The 20,679-nt window shown below is 39.8% G+C and carries 18 protein-coding genes; 2 read left to right on the plus strand and 16 right to left on the minus strand.

Annotated elements, in window-relative coordinates; all coding sequences use genetic code 11:
• Nucleotides 1–204: 204 nt before the first annotated feature.
• Nucleotides 205–1,980, plus strand: coding sequence for an SWIM zinc finger family protein (locus tag ACMX3D_RS19005; RefSeq protein ID WP_482747425.1), 1,776 nt, complete (start codon nt 205–207; stop codon nt 1,978–1,980).
• Between the two features lie 36 nt (nt 1,981–2,016).
• Here ACMX3D_RS19005 and ACMX3D_RS19010 read toward each other — a convergent pair whose 3' ends face one another.
• The 5 genes from ACMX3D_RS19010 to ACMX3D_RS19030 form a co-directional block, all read right to left on the minus strand.
• The gene (locus ACMX3D_RS19010; RefSeq protein WP_482747426.1) at nt 2,017–3,549 is read right to left on the minus strand and encodes an Eco57I restriction-modification methylase domain-containing protein; all 1,533 of its coding nucleotides are present in this window, start codon (nt 3,547–3,549) and stop codon (nt 2,017–2,019) included.
• The gene (locus ACMX3D_RS19015) at nt 3,546–4,508 is read right to left on the minus strand and encodes a XamI family restriction endonuclease (protein ID WP_482747427.1); all 963 of its coding nucleotides are present in this window, start codon (nt 4,506–4,508) and stop codon (nt 3,546–3,548) included. Before ACMX3D_RS19015 ends, ACMX3D_RS19010 begins: the two co-directional genes overlap by 4 nt.
• Before the next feature lie 259 nt (nt 4,509–4,767).
• The gene (locus tag ACMX3D_RS19020) at nt 4,768–5,934 is read right to left on the minus strand and encodes a pyridoxal phosphate-dependent aminotransferase (RefSeq protein ID WP_482747428.1); all 1,167 of its coding nucleotides are present in this window, start codon (nt 5,932–5,934) and stop codon (nt 4,768–4,770) included.
• 90 nt (nt 5,935–6,024) lie between these two features.
• On the minus strand, nt 6,025–6,687 hold the full coding sequence (locus ACMX3D_RS19025; RefSeq protein WP_482747429.1) for a CAP domain-containing protein: 663 nt from the start codon (nt 6,685–6,687) through the stop codon (nt 6,025–6,027).
• Nucleotides 6,688–6,876: 189 nt separating this feature from the next.
• Complete coding sequence (locus ACMX3D_RS19030; RefSeq protein WP_482747430.1) at nt 6,877–8,823, minus strand: APC family permease; 1,947 nt, start codon at nt 8,821–8,823, stop codon at nt 6,877–6,879.
• Nucleotides 8,824–9,251: 428 nt separating this feature from the next.
• Between ACMX3D_RS19030 and ACMX3D_RS19035 the strand changes: the two genes are divergently transcribed.
• Nucleotides 9,252–10,259, plus strand: a complete 1,008-nt coding sequence (locus ACMX3D_RS19035; RefSeq protein WP_482747431.1) for a ribonuclease T2 family protein — start codon at nt 9,252–9,254, stop codon at nt 10,257–10,259.
• 54 nt (nt 10,260–10,313) lie between these two features.
• Here the strand turns inward: ACMX3D_RS19035 and ACMX3D_RS19040 are convergent, their stop codons facing one another.
• From ACMX3D_RS19040 to kdpB, 11 genes are all read right to left on the minus strand, one after another.
• On the minus strand, nt 10,314–10,838 hold the full coding sequence (locus ACMX3D_RS19040; protein WP_482747432.1) for a pentapeptide repeat-containing protein: 525 nt from the start codon (nt 10,836–10,838) through the stop codon (nt 10,314–10,316).
• A 66-nt stretch (nt 10,839–10,904) separates the two neighbouring features.
• Nucleotides 10,905–12,038 carry a sensor histidine kinase KdpD gene (locus ACMX3D_RS19045; RefSeq protein ID WP_482747433.1) on the minus strand — a complete coding sequence of 378 codons (1,134 nt, stop codon included), beginning with the start codon at nt 12,036–12,038 and terminating at the stop codon, nt 10,905–10,907.
• A 118-nt stretch (nt 12,039–12,156) separates the two neighbouring features.
• Nucleotides 12,157–12,390 (minus strand): DUF7219 family protein, encoded by a 234-nt coding sequence (locus ACMX3D_RS19050; RefSeq protein ID WP_482747434.1) that lies wholly within the window; start codon nt 12,388–12,390, stop codon nt 12,157–12,159.
• Between the two features lie 214 nt (nt 12,391–12,604).
• Entirely contained in the window at nt 12,605–13,738 is a 1,134-nt protein-coding gene (locus ACMX3D_RS19055; RefSeq protein WP_482747435.1) for an ISAs1 family transposase, read from the minus strand.
• 246 nt (nt 13,739–13,984) lie between these two features.
• Complete coding sequence (locus ACMX3D_RS19060; protein WP_482747436.1) at nt 13,985–15,445, minus strand: hypothetical protein; 1,461 nt, start codon at nt 15,443–15,445, stop codon at nt 13,985–13,987.
• A gap of 100 nt (nt 15,446–15,545) precedes the next feature.
• The gene (locus ACMX3D_RS19065; RefSeq protein ID WP_482747437.1) at nt 15,546–15,803 is read right to left on the minus strand and encodes a hypothetical protein; all 258 of its coding nucleotides are present in this window, start codon (nt 15,801–15,803) and stop codon (nt 15,546–15,548) included.
• 80 nt (nt 15,804–15,883) lie between these two features.
• Nucleotides 15,884–17,224: a protein kinase domain-containing protein gene (locus ACMX3D_RS19070; RefSeq protein ID WP_482747438.1), complete on the minus strand. Its 1,341-nt coding sequence runs from the start codon at nt 17,222–17,224 to the stop codon at nt 15,884–15,886.
• 29 nt (nt 17,225–17,253) lie between these two features.
• Complete coding sequence (locus tag ACMX3D_RS19075; protein ID WP_482747439.1) at nt 17,254–17,448, minus strand: hypothetical protein; 195 nt, start codon at nt 17,446–17,448, stop codon at nt 17,254–17,256.
• Nucleotides 17,449–17,528: 80 nt separating this feature from the next.
• On the minus strand, nt 17,529–18,137 hold the full coding sequence (gene kdpC / locus ACMX3D_RS19080) for a K(+)-transporting ATPase subunit C (RefSeq protein WP_482747440.1): 609 nt from the start codon (nt 18,135–18,137) through the stop codon (nt 17,529–17,531).
• Entirely contained in the window at nt 18,137–18,388 is a 252-nt protein-coding gene (locus ACMX3D_RS19085) for a potassium-transporting ATPase subunit F (protein ID WP_482747441.1), read from the minus strand. Before ACMX3D_RS19085 ends, kdpC begins: the two co-directional genes overlap by 1 nt.
• An 82-nt stretch (nt 18,389–18,470) precedes the next feature.
• Complete coding sequence (gene kdpB / locus ACMX3D_RS19090; RefSeq protein ID WP_482747442.1) at nt 18,471–20,603, minus strand: potassium-transporting ATPase subunit KdpB; 2,133 nt, start codon at nt 20,601–20,603, stop codon at nt 18,471–18,473.
• Nucleotides 20,604–20,679 lie beyond the last annotated feature (76 nt).

Here is a 20,679-nt window from a genome sequence, read left to right on the forward strand (position 1 = left end):
AAATACTAGTAGTCAATATAGAAAATAAACCACTGTTGAGGTAAATATTTTGTCTTCTGCTTTCTTGTACTAGTATCGTAATTGTTTGAAATTTCAGTAACAGCCTTATGGTGATGACTGGGAATTCAAAATCGGTATGAGCCGAAAAGCCAACCTGGATCTAAAATTCATTTACCCATAGGATTTTCGCACTTCGTCTGCCCGATGTCTATTCCCAAAATCAGTGAATTTACCATCCGTCGTTATGCCAACGCTAAGTCTTACCAACGTGGTGAGGCTTATTTTGAGTCAGGTGCTGTGGATACCATCATTCGACGCGGTAATCTGTTACATGCAGAAGTTGATGGTAGTGAGGCTAGACCATATCGTGTCAACCTCAGCTTTGATGGACATAGTTTAACTTCAGCAACTTGCACCTGTGCCTATAACTTTGACGGATGGTGTAAACACATTGTGGCAACTATGCTTGTTTGTGTCCGCCAGCCAGAAATTATTGAGCATCGCCCGACTTTAGAGCAATTGCTAGATCGTCTAGATCATGTGCAAACTCAGCGGCTAGTACAAGAATTAGTAGCCGAACATCCACAACTGATCGATACAATTGATCGCCATGTAATCTGGATGACAAACCCTGCTCCCCAGAAGAACAAGCTCAAATCTCTGCACCAGAATACTATTGATACGGCTCCATTACGGCGGCAAGTGCGGCAGATTATCCACGATGGTGTACGCTATTTTGAGGATGGCTGTGAAGAAGATCCAATAGCAGAGGAATTGCTGAGTTTAGTCCAATCTGCTGTAGATTTGATAGAGCAAGGAGAAGGGAATAAAGCGATCGCAGTTTTGGAAGCCATTACTTCTAGCTGTATCGAAAATTGGTATGAAGTCGCCGAGTATGGTGCTGACTATGATGAAATTGCTTGGGAATTGAACAATGCTTGGTGTGAAGCTATTCTCACAGCAAAACTGACTCCAGAAGAAAAAGTTGACATCCAGGTAAATTTGGAAGTTTGGCAAGACGAATGGGATGTTGATTTTGGTTTGAGTTTAGAAGCTTTACGCCAAGGATGGGATTACCCACCACTAATAGAAGTTCTTGAAGGCAAAATTAGCGAAAGGGGAGTATGGGAAGCCACTATTCCTGATTATGCCGATGATTTAGCTTTAATTCGGCTGAAAATTCTCGAACGCCAAGAACGTTATCAAGAATATTTATATTTGGCGGAAGCGGAAGGACAAACCCGGCAATATCTCACGATGCTGGGCAGATTAGGCAGGGTAGAGGAAGCTTTAGAAGCTGCCCAAACCGAGATGAATTCAATGGAAGAAGCTTTTGCCTTGGGAAAAACCCTGCAAGAACAGGGGGCATTACAACAAGCTTTACATATTGCGCAAATTGGCTTGCACTTAAAGGGAAATTGCCAATATGACTTGGGTACTTGGACAAGTGATTTAGCCCAAAAGTTGGGAGATCAAACCACAGCATTGCAAGCAAAAAAACTGGCCTTTCAGGCACACCCTTCTCTAGAAGAATATCAAGATATCAAAGATTTAGCTGGGGAAGAATGGGTCAATGTCAAAACTGAATTGTTAAAAATGCTCCGTCTTTCCACTAGTTGGGAAATTGACACAGTTAAGGTGGATATTTTCTTATATGAGAAATTGATTGATGATGCGATCGCGATCGCCAATGAACTCAGTCACTATCACTCTGATATTATTCATCATGTAATGAATGCTGCTATCCCCCATCGTCCTGAGTGGGTAATTACCCATGCTTGTCGTCGTGCCGAAGCAATTATGGATGCCGGGAAAGCAGAATATTATGATGCTGCTGTTGAGTGGTTAAAAAAAGCCCGCGCCGCCTACATAGCATCAGATAAACAAGCCCAATGGTCAAATTATCGTGCCAAATTAATGGAAATCCACACCCGCAAACGTAAGTTGATGGGAATGTTGCAAGGACGAGATATGGAGTAATTCTGAGTTCATAAATTGATGTTTACAAGCTTAACATTAAAACAATAATGGAATCGAGGCAGTAGCATTACCTAATTCTTTTGGTTCTAGCTTATATAATCCACCCCCATAAACGCGACCCTCACCCATTAGCATTTCATCTGAAATTTGATTCAAAGCCTGCCATACCAACTTTAGTAATTCCGAATTTTGTGCCAGTGCTTTACTCAAAATAGGTTTGGGATATAAGATTAAGTAAACGTTAGTAACCGTTGCTTGGGAGTGATTGAGAATAAATCGAAAGGGTCTGCCTCTTTTAGTATCTTGACGACCCATATAGGTACAAAGAAATGGAGAAGGTGGGCGATGTTCTTGTGAGTACCAGGGAGAGCGATGCTGGCAAAGATAGCGGGAACTAATTCCATTTTCTACTCCCTTTTGAAGATATTTTATAAGTGAAGGATGCTTTGATTCCACCTCAGATAAAGGCAAATTACAGTCCAACAAAAATAGCTGTTGCTTCAAAATGGGATGCCCCATACTATCAGTTGCAATTTCATCAACTGGTAAATAGCGGGGACTAGGCAGAATTGGTTTTAAAAACTCAGTGGGAATTTGATATGCAGAGACTTGTGCTGGTGTTAATACGAAAAAATTATTAGCTCCTGTCGCTAAACCTCGTTTGATTGTAAATAAATCTTTTAGTTTAAACTGCTTGAAAATAGAATTTATTTGATTGGCAATAAATCCAATTTTTGTCCACTTGGCTGTTGAGTTTAGTACCTCACAAGAGACTAATTTTCTTTCATTGGGTGTCGCTAGACTGCCACCATAACTAAACTCAGCATGATGGTTAGCTGGTGGCAAAGCTTTCTTGAACCAAACAACTGCGCTAGATACTAGTGCATCTGTAAATTGCACATCATGGGGATGGAACTGATGAACACGTAGTAATGTAACCCGATTTAACAGATACTCCTTAACTTGTTGTCCATAATTTACGTCCATAAATCCACTAGGTATTAGCCACCCAGCTAGGCAATTATCAGCCATCCAAGCATCTGCAATGCATAAAAAATGGCAGTAAAGACTAGCTAACTGGCTGAGTTTTATACCTGTGATTTGAAAAGTTGTATTTTGTAATCTCTGCTTTTCAACTTTGCTTAAATGATGATGTCGTACATAAGGCGGATTGCAAATGATTAAGTTGGCTTTTTCAGCGTTAGTTTGGGGTGGTGTTGCTTGGGTAAAGTCAGTAATATTTAATTCTAATGGCGTGCTACGCCAAAGAGAAATCGCTGACAAGCCGTAATGCGGGTCAATTTCGTAGCCTACTGCTGAAATTATTTGTAATGGGTTCAATTCTTGTAATAATGCCGAATAGAAAGAACCTGTGCCAAAAGCTGGGTCAAGAAACCGGATTTGTAGATGTGCTGGTAATAATTCCAAGGCATATTTCAAAATGTCGGCTGCCAAATCTGTTGGTGTAGCAAACTGTCCGAGCTTGTTACGCTCTATTTGGGTTTTGGCTGCATCTAGTTGCAATTGGCTTAACACCCTTGCTTGTTCAGTTGCCTTCGTTATGTTCATACGCCAAATAATGCTAAGTCCTCAATGCGATGTTCCCACAACCAATCAATTCCTTCAGCAGCTTCATAACCCAAGTAACCGCTATCAAAATAACCGCAAAGGAATAGAACAAAACGGACTTGATTACCGTAGTTGCTCCTTAATTGAGCTACCTTAATGGCTTCCTCTTTGCGTCGCTTGTTGGGATTAGTAAAATCCCCGGCTGATTTAGCTTCAATTAGTAAGGGTAAATCTCCTCTTTGGGACTCAAATGGCATAATTACTACGTCAATGGGAATGTTGATTTGTTTGCTACCAGACTGCAAGCTGACAGGAATGTTGAGTCGAAACGCAAAGGTTCCTGGCTGCATGGTTTCAAATCTTACTCCTGTACCTCCCCTGATGTAAGAGTAGTCACGCGCCTCTAACCACTGCTTAATTGTGGCCAGTTGTCTCTGTTCTTGGGCGTTGCGAATAATTGGGTCAGCCAGCGCACCACAAAGACGGTCTGCAACAATTGTTGCTGCCCTATGGATTTGTATCTGTGTTGGTTCTAGCATTGTTTCCAGCCAGGGGAAGATATCTCTATCTATCAACCGTGCCAAGACTTGAACGATTTTTTGTAGCTCGGCATCCAGCATTGTACTATCCATTTTGGGCGGGATGCGTTGCTTTTCTTCCATATTTTTGACAACGTTGGGCAATACCCCAGCTAGTCCAATCAGGCGATCTCGTGCAATGGGTGGTGCTGTTGCCATGCGGAGTATTGGCAGTACCAAGGGATATTGGCCCAGCACAGCTGGTGTAATGTTGGTGAGGTTGTCTGTACAGACTAAAGCTGATTCTACTTGTTGGGTTGTAGCAATGCGAGTATCCCGATAGGCTCTGGGAGCAAATTCCATGAACCAACTGTTGTAAAAGTCTACCGACTGAGCAATATCTTGCTTCCACAGGTGGGGTTTATCAGCATTAACTGGCACTACATCCTCTCAATCTGATGCGCTAATTTACGGGACATAACGTCAATTAATAAATTTGCATTCGTTAAAAGCATAAAGTAACTTAACTAAAACGCTGCTTCATTGATTGCGCTCGTTCCATATCAGCAACCTGCATTAGTACTATAAATAACAACAAATAATTTTAGAATAGAACGATACTTTCGATACCAAAGTTTTTGTCCTACTGCATTTGTAATTATTTGGTCATCTGTCGTATGACAAATGACCAATGACAACCCTAAATCCTCGATCGCACAAATTTCTCTAACCTATCCAATCCTTTTTCGATTGTGGCCAAATCGGTGGCGTAGGAAAGGCGAATGTTATTATCTGCACCAAAGGCAATTCCGGGAATAACTGCAACTTGATGTTCTTCGATTAAAGCGTCGCAAAATTCTAGAGATTTGAGTCCGGTTTTGCTGATGTCGGGAAACAGATAAAATGCGCCGTCTGGTTTAGGACAATATAGGCCGGGAATGCCGTTAATTCTCTCTAGCATGACTTGTCGCCGTTTGGCGAAAGCTTCAAGCATTTCGGCTACACAGTCTTGAGATTCTTGTAAGGCTGCGATCGCACCATATTGGGCAAAGGTACAAACGTTAGATGTACTATGCCCTTGAATGGAATTGGCGGCTTTAATAATCTCTACTGGCCCGGCTAAATAACCCAAGCGCCAGCCAGTCATGGAGTAAGCTTTGGCAAACCCGTTACTAATAAAGGTGCGCTCAAAAATTTCTTGACCAAGAGAACCAATACTAACGTGTTCTGCACCGTCGTAGAGAATTTTTTCGTAAATCTCATCGGAGACTACATAGATATCTGCATCAACTACTACTTGCGCCAAAGCTTTAATTTCATCGGGCGTGTACACCATCCCTGTCGGGTTGGATGGGGAGTTGAGGACAAATAACTTCGTCTTGGGGGTAATGGCTTGACGCAGTTGTTCTGGTGTAATTTTATAGCCTGTGGCAGCATCGGTGTTAACAATAACTGATACGCCACCTGCCAAAGTTACCATTTCGGGATAACTGAGCCAATAGGGAGCCGGGATAATTACCTCATCACCCGGATCGATCAGCGCCAATATCAAGTTGTACAAAGAATGCTTACCGCCATTAGTGACGATCACATTTTCTGCCTTGTAATCTAAACCATTATCCGTTTTCAGCTTCTGGGCGATCGCTTCCCTTAACTTTGGTTCTCCGGGTGCAGGGCCATACTTGGTTTTGCCTTCTTCCAAAGCTTTTGCTGCTGCGGCTTTAATATGCGCTGGTGTGTCAAAATCCGGTTCGCCAGCGCTAAAACTACAAACATCTATACCTTCTGCCTTCATGGCCTTAGCTTTAGCTGCGATCGCTAAGGTTAAAGAAGGCTTGACCTGACTTACTCTTGCTGCCAGTTTCATTCTTACTTATCTTTGGCAAATCTCTCACTTATTTAAGGATATCCCAGAAACTCGACCGAGTTTTGTCTTTTGGTGAATTCCTTAGCTAGTCTAATCGCCAAACATTTGTACTGCATAAATCTGGCCATTTTTCCCAGCAGCTATGCCATAGCCAAATTTGCTGTATTCACGAGTGAGGAGGTTTGCGCGGTGACTATTGCTGTACATCCAACCACGTTGAAAATCTTCGACTGTGCCGTAAGTTAACCCCAAACCTTGAATACTATCTCTAATAATATTTTCGCCAACTCCCACACGCCGACTACCACCAACTGCAATATAGCGATCGCGGGGGTTTTTCCCATCTAAAGAAATATGATTCAAGTATTGCTGCTCAAGCATATCTCGGGCATAAAGTTGCGCTGCTTGTGACAGTAAAGTATCTTCTTTTAAAGGTTTTAAATTATTGATTGTGCGATCGCGATTTACCAGTTCCAAGGCAAATTTTCTTAACTCTGGCACAGAACGCAACTGTTCCGCATTCCAGATAGTAGCTTTTGGCTGACCGATTTTCCAATCAGCGCCACCATTACCGTTGTAAAGACCTTGCTTGAGCAACCCAAAGGGCGAAAGTTCTGTCCAAAAATAATTAATATCTAGTGGATGTCCCTGCAAAGCCTGGTGAAGGAAATGGTTAGTTGGTTTGAATGCCACAAGCAGCGTAAATAAAACAACGTATCTCCACCAAACGTTGACTTTGCTTTTTGTATCCATTGTCTTGATTCAAAGTTAGGGATGTACAAACCACTAAACTAGTTCTACATCTGCGTACTGACTTATTACGTAAAAATTTAGCACTTGTTATTTACTGTGGGAATAGGGATGCTATGTCTTGCAAATCAAACAATGTGCCTACCGACAACCGTGTGTAGAGACGTTGCAATGCAACGTCTCTACATTGTCTTAACCGCCAACATGAATTCCAGGTCGTCTTTCGGGATTTTTTTCGGCTCGACGCAGTACTTCACGGGTAACTACAGCAATATCACCTTCCCCAAACAAGATAAAACGCAGTAAGTATTGGATCGGATTTCCTTCTACCCAGCCGAAGTAAGCATGAGGAATTTTACCAGTTTGGTCACGAATATAAAGTAGCAAAGCAGCGATCGCATTCGGTACTGCGGCACTCTCAGCACGTAAAATCCGATAATCACCAACTTGTACACCTTTCACCCTGATCACATCAGTAAAGTCTGACGCATCAGATACCAAAATCTCTAGAAACAGAACCGGATCTGTAGGTGGAATGTGGTTGTCTTCCCGTACTTCTTTTTCCTTGAAAACATATTCTTGTTCATTACCCACATTTAACCGATTAGCAATAATGCGGATCGCGCCTTGGCTTTCTTCTGCTATGAATTGGTGGGCATTTTCATCAACTTCTATTTGTTCTACTCGCAGTTCCGTTGAGCGCCAAACGCGGGAAACTAACGAAGTAAAAATGATTGCACCAATGAAAAAAGTAGCAATTTTAATCCCTTCTGGTCTCTCAATGATATTAACAATTGTCGTATATATAAAAACCAGTGTTATTAGTGCAAAGATAAATCTTCCCCGTGTAGAGTGTTGACGATGGGCTGATAGAGTCACAGCAAAGGCTGCGGAGCTAATTAATACCAGCACACCTGTGGCATAAGCACCACCCTGTGCTTCTACGTTGGCCTGGAAAATCACTGTCACCACAAAAGCAATTGCTGTATATACCAATACTAATGGTCGTGTTAATAGCGCCCAACTAGGTGCCATACCATAGCGTGGTAGGTAACGCGGCACAATATTCAGCAGTCCTGCCATTGCCGATGCCCCGGCAAACCACAGAATGGAAATGGTGCTTAAGTCATAAATTGTGCCAAAGCCATTGCCTAAATAAAGATGTGCTAGATAAGCAAGGGCGCGGCCATTGGCTTTACCTCCTGTGGCAAATTCTGCTGCTGGAATCAAAAGAGTCGTCACAAAACTGCTGGTTAGCAAAAAGAAGCTCATAATGACAGCAGCAGCAGTTAGTAGCTTGCGGGTATTCCGAACTCGTCCTCTAGGCATTTCGGGAGTATCGCTACTGCTACCTTGGACAAGAGGCATAACGGTTACACCAGTTTCAAACCCCGATAAACCCAATGCCAGCCTGGGAAATAATAGGATAGCCACACCAATAAGCACAAAAACATTGGTATGGCGTGCGAAAAGTGCTGTCTGCCAGTCGGCGATCGCTCCTGGGTGAACTACAATTTGATGTAAACCAATGCTAATGACAATCAAATTCAACAGCAGATAAACTGCTACCAAAAATACTGCAATACCAATTGCTTCTTTAAAACCTCTCAGGAAAACTGCACCAAGTAAGGTAATTAACAAGAGTGTGATAGCAATGCTTTGATTGTGCAGCAAACTTGGGGTGAGAGGATTTTCGATAATATGGGCTGTGGCATCAGCAGCAGACAAGGTAATGGTAATAATAAAGTCGGTTGCCACAAAGCCAAGTAAACACAGTACTAGTAATTTGCCTTGCCACCAAGAAAGTAAATGCTCCAGCATAGCAATAGAACCTTCGCCATGTGGGCTTTTGGCAGCAATGCGCCGATAGATTGGTAATGCACCAAAGAGCGTTAATAAAACCAAAATGAGAGTAGCCAGAGGAGAAAGCGCACCTGCTGCCAGTGCGGCAATTCCTGGTTGATAACCGAGGGTAGAGAAATAATCTACACCCGTTAAGCACATAACTTGCCACCAAGGATGCTGGCGGTGTGTTTCTTCTTTTTGGTAAGGGCCTTCTTTCTCTCTTCGGTTTTCTGCCAGCAGCCAACGCATGAACTTTCTGCTGAGCCGTTTTGTTGAGAACATTGATTTAGCCATTAAATCGGATTTTGTTAAAAAAGTCGCTGGGGTGAGTTCTTTAAGTTTGGGACTTTTACTAAAAATTTTGAACTAGAAATACACCTACAAACTCAAGAACAACAAGTTTTTACATTAGGAATTGTCCAGAAATAAGTTATCCAAAAAAACTTAGAGACACAAGCGCTGAAAAGAGCTAAATTCTATTCTTTTTACTCGGTACTGGCACTCTAATTTCGGAAATTTGCATTCTGATTGAATAACTCAGCAATTTATAAAGTTAATAATTTTATTTTATTTTAAGTATAAACACTTATATATTTTTGTCTGATGCACTTATAGTCGAGCAGAGTTTGGCTACAAGCTATACGACAAAGATATTACTTAGCAAAATCAGGAAAAGCATTACCGTTTTATGAATATTCAATATAAATATTAAGGAGTATCCTATGCTGCGATCGCTTAAACAAACGCTGGCATTAGTAATTTTATTGGCGTTGTCCTTCATCTTATTGCCTAATCCTGCTCTAGCTTTAGTTCCCTCAGAAAATCAATTCACCACCGCTGTCGGCGCGTGTGAAGCCGTAACTTCCATTAAAAAAGGCACAAACCCCGGCAATGTCAGATTACAGCCAGGACAGACTTATCAAATAGTTGCTAAAAATAAGGATATCCCTTCTCACTATCTCTTAGAAATTGCCAGTGCCAGCCCCTCTCGGCGTTGGGTTCCTACTAGTTGCGTGAGTTCTGAGGGTGTGCCTTCTGATACAACAGGAAACATCCCGCCTGTAATTCCTGTGGCTGTAGGTAAAGATTATCTACTAGCCGTGAGTTGGCAACCAGCTTTTTGTGAGACTAAACCCGAAAAAACTGAGTGCCAAACTTTAGCAAAAAATCCAAACCGCCCGGAAGCTACCAACTTCGCGTTACACGGTTTGTGGCCTCAGCCGAAATCAAATATTTACTGCGGAGTCAGCAAGAGTGACATCGCCTTTGATAAAGCAAATGCTTGGTCAAAGTTGCCTGCTGTAGAGTCAGAACTTTCTCCTGAAACTTGGGCAAGGCTACAAGTAGTTATGCCAGGAACAGCTTCAAATTTGCATCGGCATGAATGGATTAAGCATGGTACTTGCTATCAAGGTACACCAGAGGAATATTATACTGAGTCCATTGCCCTGATTGATGCTTTGAACAAATCGCCTATCCAAGCATTAATGGCTAGTAACATTGGTCGTCAAGTCACTCTTAAGGATATTGATCAAGCCTTGTCGTCTTTTGGTGCTAATGCTGGGGACAAGATAGAAGTCAAATGCACCAATTCAGTATTGGGTGAGCTTTGGGTTAATCTCACAGGCGATATTACTCCCAGTACCTTGATTAGTGACTTGCTGATCAATAGTCCAAAAGCCCAGATTGAGAAGTTTAAGTCTTGCGTAATTGACGATGCGCGTAATTAATTAAAGCTAAAGGCGATCGCATTACATAAGGGCGATCGCTCAATCATTAAAATTTTAGTTTTTATCAGGCTGACTATTGCAGCGAAGAGATGTAATTCCATTTGGTAATATTGTTTTACATAAAATCACAGAATGGCTATTTAGCAAATCCTGATTTATTAATGCTTTAACAAGGTTAGCATGGCTGAGATTACTACTTCTTAAACTGGCCATCTTCAAGTTAGATGTTTCTAGATTTGCCCCTTGTAAATTGGCTTCACTCAAAGAGGTCATGCTGAGGTTTGCTCCCGTCATATCAGCTCCTTGTAAATTTGCTATGCGTAAGTCTGCCCACTCTAAATTTGCATACCGAAGATTAGCATTTTTGAGGTTAGCCCTCTGAAGGTCAGATGAACGCAAATCAACTCTCTCTAAGTTAGCACCCGACAAGTTAGCTCCTGATAAGTTACAGCCAAGACATTTTCTAGCTTCTTGCAGTTGTTTAATTGGATTTTGCCAGATAAAATTATTACCTTGACTAACCAATGAGGATGTTAGAACAATGCTGACGACACAGAAAGGTCTTACAAAAGAAATCATAAGTCAAACTAAAGAAAATCATTTGCATTTATAGATGAAAATATCTATCGAAAAAACTGAAAAAATCTATTTAGATTGGTATTCAGAGCAATTGAATGACTGTTTAGTTAAAACATCAGCAGGATTTACTGCACATTTCATATATTGATTATCTTTAAAATATCGGCATTTATAACAAGGATATTTCCGAAAAGTAATAATAGTAAATATTCCAATTTTCTTTTGGGCAAATTTGCATATTTCTGAGATAGTAAAAATAAAAAATGCTAAAACAATTACAAAAGAAACTGTAGAAATAATATGAAGGTCAATTTGGGAAAGCAATGTTTGACCACAAGTTACTTCTTGACTACAAGAGCTACAGTTCAAAACCTGATCTAATCGGCGAACTAATCTACGTGATAATTTACTAATTAAAGAACCTCGTAAGAGAATGTGCCAAAAACTATTATGTGTTTGTCTTAAAACAATTTGTGTAATCCGGTATAACTCTGCCACCTGAGCTTCCCGCAGTACTAGTTCTCTAAAAAGTACTAAATTGCTGTATTGAAATAGGTTTTTGTATGACTGTTTAATTCTATCTGATGGATAAATCTTGCCATCCAGTAACCGCTCTTGTAATGTTTGGGGAGTAACATCTACAACTACTACTTCGTTCGCTAGTTCTAATAAACTATCGGGAATATACTCTTGTTCTACAACTCCTGTGATTTGAGTAATTAAATTACGGAATTTTTCTAAGTGTTGAATATTTACTGTGGAATATACATCTATACCTGCTTTTAGTATTGTTTCCACATCATGATAGCTTCTGTCTCGCTGTGACCCTGGTATATAGGTGTGTGCTAGTTCATCAATCAGAACTAGCTGGGGTTGACGGTCTATGATCGCATCAGTGTCAATCTTTATAAGTGTTAACTCCCCCTGCTGTAAAGTCTTTTGAGCAATTACCTCCAAACCAACAGTTTTGGCTGCTATGTCTATACGACCGTGAGTTTCTAAAGTACCAATAACTACATCTTTACCTTCTTGTTTGAGCCGATGTGCTTCATCAAGCATTTTGTAGGTTTTACCAACACCAGGGGCCATACCAAGAAAAATCTTGTGTTTGCCACAACGAGAAGCACGAGTGTAGCTAATGTTACTGGAAACAGGAAAGGGGTTAGATTTCATTGGAGTATCTAGGTCAATCAATTTCATCTTACCCCGATTTAATTATTAAATCTTCCTTAAAAAAAATTCATATTTTGTACTTTTTATGAATCTAAATTTGAATGATGAGTTTTTAGGTAACACCTTTTACAATCCACAAGAGTGTTTATTTGAACTCTGCACTAACGCCCAATTGTTTCTTGCTGTGTTCCAATTGTTTCCAGAGGATTTCAATTCTTTCATAGGCTTCTACTAAAGACAGTTTCCCACCTGTTTCTAACCCTGCTATGTAGCTGACTTTTTGAGCAAATTCTTGAAGATTGGTATGAAAAACCAAATTCTCTGGTTTGACTTGTCCGTAGTAGGGAGTGCAGGGAAAACGCACCTTATTTCCTAACAAAAACTAATAAGGATTTCAAAATCATTTTCATAAGTGCAAAACTTGACCAAAATATAAATAGAACAAATCGATTTTTTTGCTAACAAGTAAATTAGCTTATCGCTAATGAAATAACTCTTGTTTAAAGATAAATTAGCTAACTATTCAGCTATAAATAAGTAAGCTTACCCTTAAAAATAAGCAACAATCTTAACCAAATTATTGACAAGCTAGTTTACGCTAAAGCTAAAACTCTTTCTAAATAGTTATTATCCATTGCTGCCAAAAACTGTTTATTTTTGATTCCCCGCTTCACACGTTTCTCTTTACCTAAAAGATTTACTGCTATCTGCCGCATCACTGCAAAATTTTGTGGAGCATTATCTTTCCTAATCCGGCAGTCATTTTCTTTTAAAGCTACATCTAATACCCAATGTAACGAATTTTCTATGCCCCAATGACTGCGAACACAATTAGCAAATTTTTTCGCATCATTCTCAAGACTGCTAATATAATAACGAGTCTCCACTGTTGTTTTACCATCTATTTGTCGAACAGACTCTACCATCCCAACACTTTTTAAGTTTGACCAAACTGAATCTGGGTCAAGCTGAGATTCAATTCCAGATAACATCACATAATTGCGGATTTCATCACGACCATGCCCCGTTTCTTCTGTTTTATATGTGCTATGGTGAAGCCCTTCAAACCCTGTGCTTATTCCTGTTCTTAATAGTTCTTCTACTAACTCATATAGATTACCCTGATTCTTTTTTAAGGTGATTACATAATCTGCGTTTTGTTGCGTAATTAACTTCACAATTTCTTTTTGGCAACCGATTGCATCAATTGTCACGATACAACCATTCAACTCTAAAACATTCAGTAGTTCTGGGATAGCTGTAATTTCATTAGATGCTTCGTTTACTTTTACCTGTCCCAACACTAATTTATTCGTAGTTGCCCATGCACTTACCATTTGAATCGCACTCTGACCACTACTTTTATCATAAGAACCACATAAAGTTTTACCGTCAATTGCTACAACTTCACCATTTGTTATCTTCTGAGTTGATTTTATCCAGTTTAAGAAACATGACTGAAATTGCTGTGGATTCAATTGTGCAAACACTCTTGCAAATGTATCGTGTGATGGTATTCCGTTTGGTAACTCCAAAAATGTTTTTAACCACTCATACTTTGTGCAGCCATACAATTCTATTGCCACCCAACTATCTGCTCCACAGATTACTGCACAAATCGCAATTGTCAAAATATCAATTAGCTTATGTAATCTTGTGCGGTCTACTCTTGGATCTGACATCTGTGCAAAATGGTCAGCTATTGTGATTTTGGGCTTGAGCTTCATCCAAACGTCAGTGTAGCGTGCTTTTTTTCTTGAGGATACTTTTTGACAATACCATACCGAGTTTATGTTCTGTATCCCTACTCTCTTCTCAACCGATCAGTTCTTATTGTTACTGATGGCTTACGGTTGTACTTCCAAGCCTCTTCTTTCGTTCTGTGCATCAATATTTAGATGCGTTTGCCCTGGTAGGGAGTGCGAGGATAGAGAAAAGTATTTTTATCTTGCTGATTGCTTGTTTGCATGAATTTACGCTACTACTTCACTTAATCTAGATCCATGTCTCGACTTCAACTTATTATTTTTAACTCGAACTTGTGGTAGATTTTTCTTATCTTTATAGAAGTAACAAATTTCTATTAAAGTTGGCCAAATTTCTAGAGACGCATGAAATTGACTAATTACATCATCAACAATCCGAGAGACATTTTGTTGAAAAAAGTCAGGTTCAAAGCCATAAAATACCCTTGACAAGTTATTGGCAAATAATTGGAGAGACTGTTTACGTTCTTCATTTTTGGTAGATAATGCTGCTTGTAACACTTGATTATAAATGGCAGAAATTTTTTCCAGAATTTCCTCAGAATCTAGTAGAGTTACTTCACCAGAATAATCAAATTTAATACTCAAATCGTCAAGATGATACACGCTCTCCTTAATTTTCTTTTTGAGCAGGCTGCATATTTCTTCATTAAATATTTCACTAGCCAACGGATTCCGCATATAGTTATTCCGAATATGATTTTGGACTGCATCAACATGAGCCGCTACAATGCCTTCTTGTTGTATCCATAGCCTGTAGATATAATCTTCAAATCTGAGTCGAGTTGGGAAAAAGGGAGGTAAACCTAGCTGATTATCATAGCCAGCAACACCACAATCCATCCTCCAGTTTTTGTTAGTAACTACAGGTCTAAAATTAGTCAATATATAAAAATCATTTAGATCGTATGGACTAATTTGATTTTCATCATTGAGATACATATTGACAAAATCAAGTGTATCAATATCATTAGTTCCTGTACGAAATGTCTGAGCAATCTTGACTACAGCATTATTTAACACAGTCCCTTTTTGTACTAAGAGGGAATTTTCCGTAAAGTAACCTTTTGTTGTGTTGGTTTCTAAGTCCATTGCTGTATCAATCAAATATTCTCCCATCTCAAAGTTTTCAGGAACATGACTAGCTTTTTTTCCAAGAACATCATCAAAAGCTGTGAGTATGTCAAAAGATTTATGAATAAAACCTTCTTTTTGATCTGCTTTGATCAGTTTACCTCGACATATTTCATCATTTGATAAAGATTCTGGACTAGTTTCAATCAGTGCATCTGGTCGCATATCATCATCTGCACTGACCATTAAATTACCCAAAGTATACATCAGTGTAAAGTTACGATTGCCACCATAACTAGGTCGAAATAAATTTTTGACAAGTGATTCTAGCTTTTTATCATGCAGTCTTTCATTTAAGAAAGTAATAAACTGTTCTTTTTCATAAGGGCCAACATAAAACACATCATTGACAGTTTTAGTTTGTTCTAGAAGTGGATAGTATTTTTCATAATTAGCAATAGTGGAATCATCAAAGATGATCATTTTTACTGCATGACCATTTGCCCAAAAATTTTCATCATATTTTTCAATAGTCTGGGCTACATCTCTCAAACGATGGGTAGGAATCACGAAGATTGTTTCTTTCTGTCTCATAAGTGCCTTTGGTTTTACTAAATTGATACTAAAGAGTCTTGTTCCAGGTTTTTTCTAAGGTTCAAATCTGCTGTTTTTTGAGATTTATCTCTGGATAAATTTAAGTTTTGTCCTTTTGAAACTGGTCTAATCTCTTAACTTCCTGGATAATTTCTATTGTTTTTAGATAACGCTGCTTTTGGTAGCTTTTATAGCGCAAAAAACAGCCAAGAATAAAATCTATAATCACAAAAACAACAAATATACCAATAAAATAGCCGAAATTGTGTTGGCTATAATTTGTTGATTGTGGTTGAATAGATGGAGGAGCGATCGCCACTGTAGCAGTTTGATGTAAATTTAAAGTTTGGGAATTCATAGCTGACCGCAGATTGTTTTTGATGCAAAACTAATTGCAAGTTAGTTACAAGTTTGTATCTTGGAAAATAAGTAGTTTTACTATCTCCCTACGTTGAGCAATTCCTGAAAAGTTCTGACTAACTCAAATTTTAAATGGGTGTAAGTCGAATTTGATTCCAGACCCCAGACGAGACAAGCAACAGTCAAGGCGATCGCTGTTAAAATTACTTGGGATATTTTGTTTGATTCCCGCATTATCTTCCGAGAAACTTTAACAGGTGTAGCCGCATCTGGACGCGGAGTTAAAAACGCAGCTACTTTTCTTGCCAGTTCTGAACATTCATTCCTAGCAAGTAAGTAATGCCAAGTTTGTGTTTTAGGGTCAAAAATAGTTACAGATGTAACAGAACTATCTTTGATCAAATATATAGAAGCTAGTAAATCTGCTTCACGCTTCAACCCAAAATAAGGATTTTCTAACTCATCATCTATATTGGTATTAGCAGAACCACCTAATGAACCACCAAAGTGATTTGATGAATTATTTAAATCTATCAGTACCTCTGCCGCAAATTGATAGCGTAGTTTAGTAGCTGGCTGCACCAACTTGGCAAGAATCTTCTCCAAAGATGGACTTATAGGCTCAATCAAATATGAACGCCATATCCAGACATCTTCACTGCAATCATATAGTTCAAAAGGTGACATCTGAGTGAGCAAGTATAAGCAGGTAAGACCCAAACTATAGAGGTCACTGGCGAATACAGCTTTGCCTCGAATGTGTTCGGGTGCAGCATATTCAGGACTACCAATTATAGTTCCAGTTTGTTCACAATTACTAGGAATATATTTAGCATCTGCGAAATCTACTAAAAATAATTGCCCTTGTCTGCCGTAGACATTGCTTTGGCAACGAATAATATTGCTAGGTTTGATATCACGATGAATTACTTGATGAGCGTGAATAAACTGCAATACTGGCAACAAATCACCAAGCAATTTACGAATTTTTAATTCATTGAATGCTCCTGCTTCAACAAATTCTTGTTCCAAGGTTTGTCCATCAATCCATTCTTGCACTAAATACTTTTTATCATCCTGCTCAAAGGTATTTAGCAATTGAGGAATTTGGGGATGTTTACCAAGTTGAGTTAAACGTAAAGTTTCCTGGTGAAATAGCTCAGAAGTTTTCTGGTTATGGTGAAAAGTTTGACATTGTGGTAAGAATTTTTTGATAACGCACAATTTGGATGTTGCCTGCTCAAAAGATGTCAGGTCTTGATCATTTCGTGAGTCTTGCTCATCAATAACCAGGAATGTTCCTTGTCCAAGAGGTTTAAGGATACGATAGCGGTCATTAAGCAAGCTATTTGACTGACTCAATCCAGTTTCCTGCGGAGGCTGTGAAGATTTGTGAGTATGGGGAAAACCGCTGCACATACAAAGGATTACTCCTTCAGCTACATGATTTAAATTAATTTGCCATAACTTACCTTTATGCTATTTCTCCCGCTATTACTTCCTATACGTCTGATACCACCACGTTCACGTTGAAACAATTTTATTTCTGGGAAATCAGGAAGCAAATTAATATCTGCCAGCAGGGGAAAAGCTTGATGTTGTAATCCTAGAATGAAGTAGGAATAGAGAGAAGTTGATAGCATCCACGCAACAAAACTAAAACAAATCAAGAACTTAATTTTCTGGTAGCAAATCATAATTATTCAACCAAGTCTAAGTATTACTAACTTGCAGACTTTAAAGTATCCAAAGCTAAATTCAATTTCAAAACATTGACTCCCGGCTCACCAAAAATACCGAGAAAGCGACCATCGGTATTTTGAGCAATCAAAGTTTCTAGTTGAGCAGGTTGGAGTCCTCGCGCTTTTGCTACGCGGCTAACTTGCGCTCTGGCTGCTTCAGGAGTAATGTGGGGGTCAAGACTAGAACCAGAAGTATAAACTAAATCGTTATTAGGTTGGATACCTATTGTTTTGAGCCGATTTAAATCACCTTTGATGCGTTCGATTAATGCTGAATTACTAGGAGCTAAATTACTAGCACCAGAAACACCTGTTTTTAAAACTCCCGCCTCATCTTTTTTTGGGTCAGCAGTGCTGTAACTGGTAGTACTGGGGCGACTGTTAAAGTATCTTTCGGAAGTAAAAGGTTGACCAATTAAAGCAGAACCAATAACTTGACCTTGGCTATTTTTAATTAGACTTCCGTTGACTTGAGATGGAAAGATAATTTGTCCAAAGCCAATCATCACCAAAGGATAGATGATAGCGCCAATTACCCACAGTATTAAAGTAGAACGAATAGCTCTGTTAACTTCGCGTGCAAAACTCATTAGAATTTCTCCGGGACAAACATGACAAAAAATAAATATGTAGAAAGACTCAAAGTTACTATTCCTAATAAACCCAATGCCCAAGCTTGCAAATGGGAAAAACTATCTCCGGTAGCAGCATATACAACAGGTGCAATCAGAAGATTGCAACACATTCCCAAAAAAATATACAAAGGTAGTTTTGCCAAGCGCAAATCAGATACGAGTTCAATCACTTCTGCAAATATTTGAGGTAAACGAAAAGATTTCATAATAGTTATTCACCAAAAAAAATCCCACTACCAAACATGAAAAATTCTTGCCCTTACACCCATACGCCCCTATTCCCTACTTTCAAGACAAAGGTAAGATGACATCAATCAATTTGATGGCGATAAAAGGTGCAATAATCCCGCCCAAACCATAAATCAAAATGTTGCGTCTTAATAATTGATCAGCTGTCAGAGGGCGGAATTTCACTCCTGTCAGTGCTAAAGGAATAAGTGCGGGAATAATCAGAGCGTTGTAAATCAGGGCTGAGATAATTGCAGATTGAGCGCTTTTAAGTCCCATAATGTTAAGTGCGCCAATTCCTGCAGCTGCAAAGATAGTCGGAATAATAGCGAAATACTTAGCGATGTCATTGGCAATAGAGAAAGTGGTTAACGCCCCACGAGTGATGAGCAATTGTTTACCAATAGTCACTAAATCAATTAACTTAGTGGGGTCAGAATCTAAATCCACCATGTTGGCAGCTTCTTTAGCAGCTTGGGTTCCAGAGTTCATAGCCAAACCCACGTTGGCTTGAGCTAATGCAGGTGCATCATTCGTACCATCTCCGGTCATAGCTACCAACTTACCTTCAGATTGCTCGGTACGAATCACACTAATTTTGTCTTCTGGTGTGGCTTCAGCGATGAAATCATCAACTCCTGCTTCCTGAGCAATTACACCAGCTGTAATGCGGTTATCACCTGTCAGCATAATTGTCTTCACACCCATACGGCGGAGTTGGTCGAATCTTTCTCGTAAACCAGGTTTGACAATATCTTTGAGATAGATAACACCAAAAATTTGGTCATCTTGACAAACGGCTAGAGGTGTACCACCTAAACGAGAAACTCGCTCGTAGGCTGCATCAACTTCACTTCCAACATGGCCACCACGAGAACGAACAAATCCTTTAATTGCATCCACTGCTCCTTTGCGGACTTGCTTACCGTTGGGCAAATTAGTGCCACTCATCCGGGTTTTTGCAGAAAATTCCACACCTTCTGCTTGGTTGATGTTGAAATCTATCCCAACTCCGTAAGTATCTGCTAGTTTGATAATTGACCTACCTTCTGGAGTTTCATCAAATACACTGGCAGCATAAGCAATTCGTGCCAAATCTTCTATTGTGTAACTATTGACAGGGATAAACTCATCAGCCATGCGGTTGCCCAAGGTGATTGTGCCTGTTTTATCTAGCACTAAGGTATTGATATCACCACAGGCTTCGACGGCGCGTCCAGAGGTTGCGATCACGTTAAACTGCGCTACCCTATCCATTCCCGCAATCCCGATCGCACTGAGTAAACCACCGATGGTTGTCGGTATCAAAGCAACCAACAACGAAATCAAAATAGCAACACTTGCACCTGCACGCAAACTATTTCCGGCTTCTGTCCCAAATGCAGTACTGATAAAGTTAGCAATGTAGTTGACAAAGGGCGGCATAGTTGCTACCACAATTAAAAAGACTTGTGTTAGTACGGCTAACAATACAGTCAGGGCAATTTCATTCGGTGTCTTGGTACGTTCGGCACCTTCTACCAAAGAAATCATCCGATCTATAAAGCCTTTACCAGGATCTGCTGTAATCCGAATTGTCAATTCATCTGAGAGTAAACGCGTACCGCCTGTAACAGAACTGGCAATATCTGTACCTGGTTGTTTCAGTACAGGGGCAGATTCGCCCGTGATTGCCGACTCATCCACTGAGCCAATCCCTTGAATCACTTCGCCATCGGCGGGAATCATGTCATTAGCTACCACTTTTACCAAATCGCCGCGTCGTAGTTCTGTAGAATTGACTTTTTGAATAGAACCATCGGGGAGAATTTTATTAGCAATAGTATCAGAACGTGTTGACCGCAAAGAATCTGCCTGAGCTTTACCTCGTCCTTCTGCAACGGCTTCGGCAAAGTTGGCGAAAAGCACTGTGAAAAAGAGAATAAATGTAATTAACCCGTTTAATAAGCGTTGTTGGTTAACATTTGCCTGGATTGTGCCAAATAAATTGGGGTCAAGGGTTACTAGGAAGGTGACTATTGTCCCTACCCAAACCACAAACATGACTGGGTTCTTGACAGCAATTCGGGGATTTAGCTTGACAAATGACTCTTTAATTGCTCTTTGGTAGAGTCCTCGCATATCTGCTTTCGGGGTATGCTTGCGTGAGTCACGCGTTCCTTGAGGAAGATGAGGAGTTATGTTGGTTTTCATAGAAATGTTTCACGCAAAGGCGCAAAGACGCAAAGAAAAGCTCGCAAATAGTGGTTTAGTGATTAAGAGAAAGGGA

It is taken from the genome of Anabaena sp. TISTR 8404 (assembly GCF_056847745.1).

Coding starts and splice junctions, on each gene's coding strand:
- ACMX3D_RS19035 (WP_482747431.1), top strand. CDS start 9,252: ATGCTGCGATCGCTTAAACAAACGCTGGCATTAGTAATTTTATTGGCG.
- ACMX3D_RS19020 (WP_482747428.1), bottom strand. CDS start 5,934: ATGAAACTGGCAGCAAGAGTAAGTCAGGTCAAGCCTTCTTTAACCTTA.
- ACMX3D_RS19005 (WP_482747425.1), top strand. CDS start 205: ATGTCTATTCCCAAAATCAGTGAATTTACCATCCGTCGTTATGCCAAC.
- ACMX3D_RS19060 (WP_482747436.1), bottom strand. CDS start 15,445: ATGAGACAGAAAGAAACAATCTTCGTGATTCCTACCCATCGTTTGAGA.
- ACMX3D_RS19010 (WP_482747426.1), bottom strand. CDS start 3,549: ATGAACATAACGAAGGCAACTGAACAAGCAAGGGTGTTAAGCCAATTG.
- ACMX3D_RS19070 (WP_482747438.1), bottom strand. CDS start 17,224: ATGTGCAGCGGTTTTCCCCATACTCACAAATCTTCACAGCCTCCGCAG.
- ACMX3D_RS19085 (WP_482747441.1), bottom strand. CDS start 18,388: ATGAAATCTTTTCGTTTACCTCAAATATTTGCAGAAGTGATTGAACTC.
- ACMX3D_RS19055 (WP_482747435.1), bottom strand. CDS start 13,738: ATGAAGCTCAAGCCCAAAATCACAATAGCTGACCATTTTGCACAGATG.
- ACMX3D_RS19040 (WP_482747432.1), bottom strand. CDS start 10,838: ATGATTTCTTTTGTAAGACCTTTCTGTGTCGTCAGCATTGTTCTAACA.
- kdpC (WP_482747440.1), bottom strand. CDS start 18,137: ATGAGTTTTGCACGCGAAGTTAACAGAGCTATTCGTTCTACTTTAATA.
- ACMX3D_RS19065 (WP_482747437.1), bottom strand. CDS start 15,803: ATGAATTCCCAAACTTTAAATTTACATCAAACTGCTACAGTGGCGATC.
- kdpB (WP_482747442.1), bottom strand. CDS start 20,603: ATGAAAACCAACATAACTCCTCATCTTCCTCAAGGAACGCGTGACTCA.
- ACMX3D_RS19045 (WP_482747433.1), bottom strand. CDS start 12,038: ATGAAATTGATTGACCTAGATACTCCAATGAAATCTAACCCCTTTCCT.
- ACMX3D_RS19030 (WP_482747430.1), bottom strand. CDS start 8,823: ATGGCTAAATCAATGTTCTCAACAAAACGGCTCAGCAGAAAGTTCATG.
- ACMX3D_RS19025 (WP_482747429.1), bottom strand. CDS start 6,687: ATGGATACAAAAAGCAAAGTCAACGTTTGGTGGAGATACGTTGTTTTA.
- ACMX3D_RS19075 (WP_482747439.1), bottom strand. CDS start 17,448: ATGCTATCAACTTCTCTCTATTCCTACTTCATTCTAGGATTACAACAT.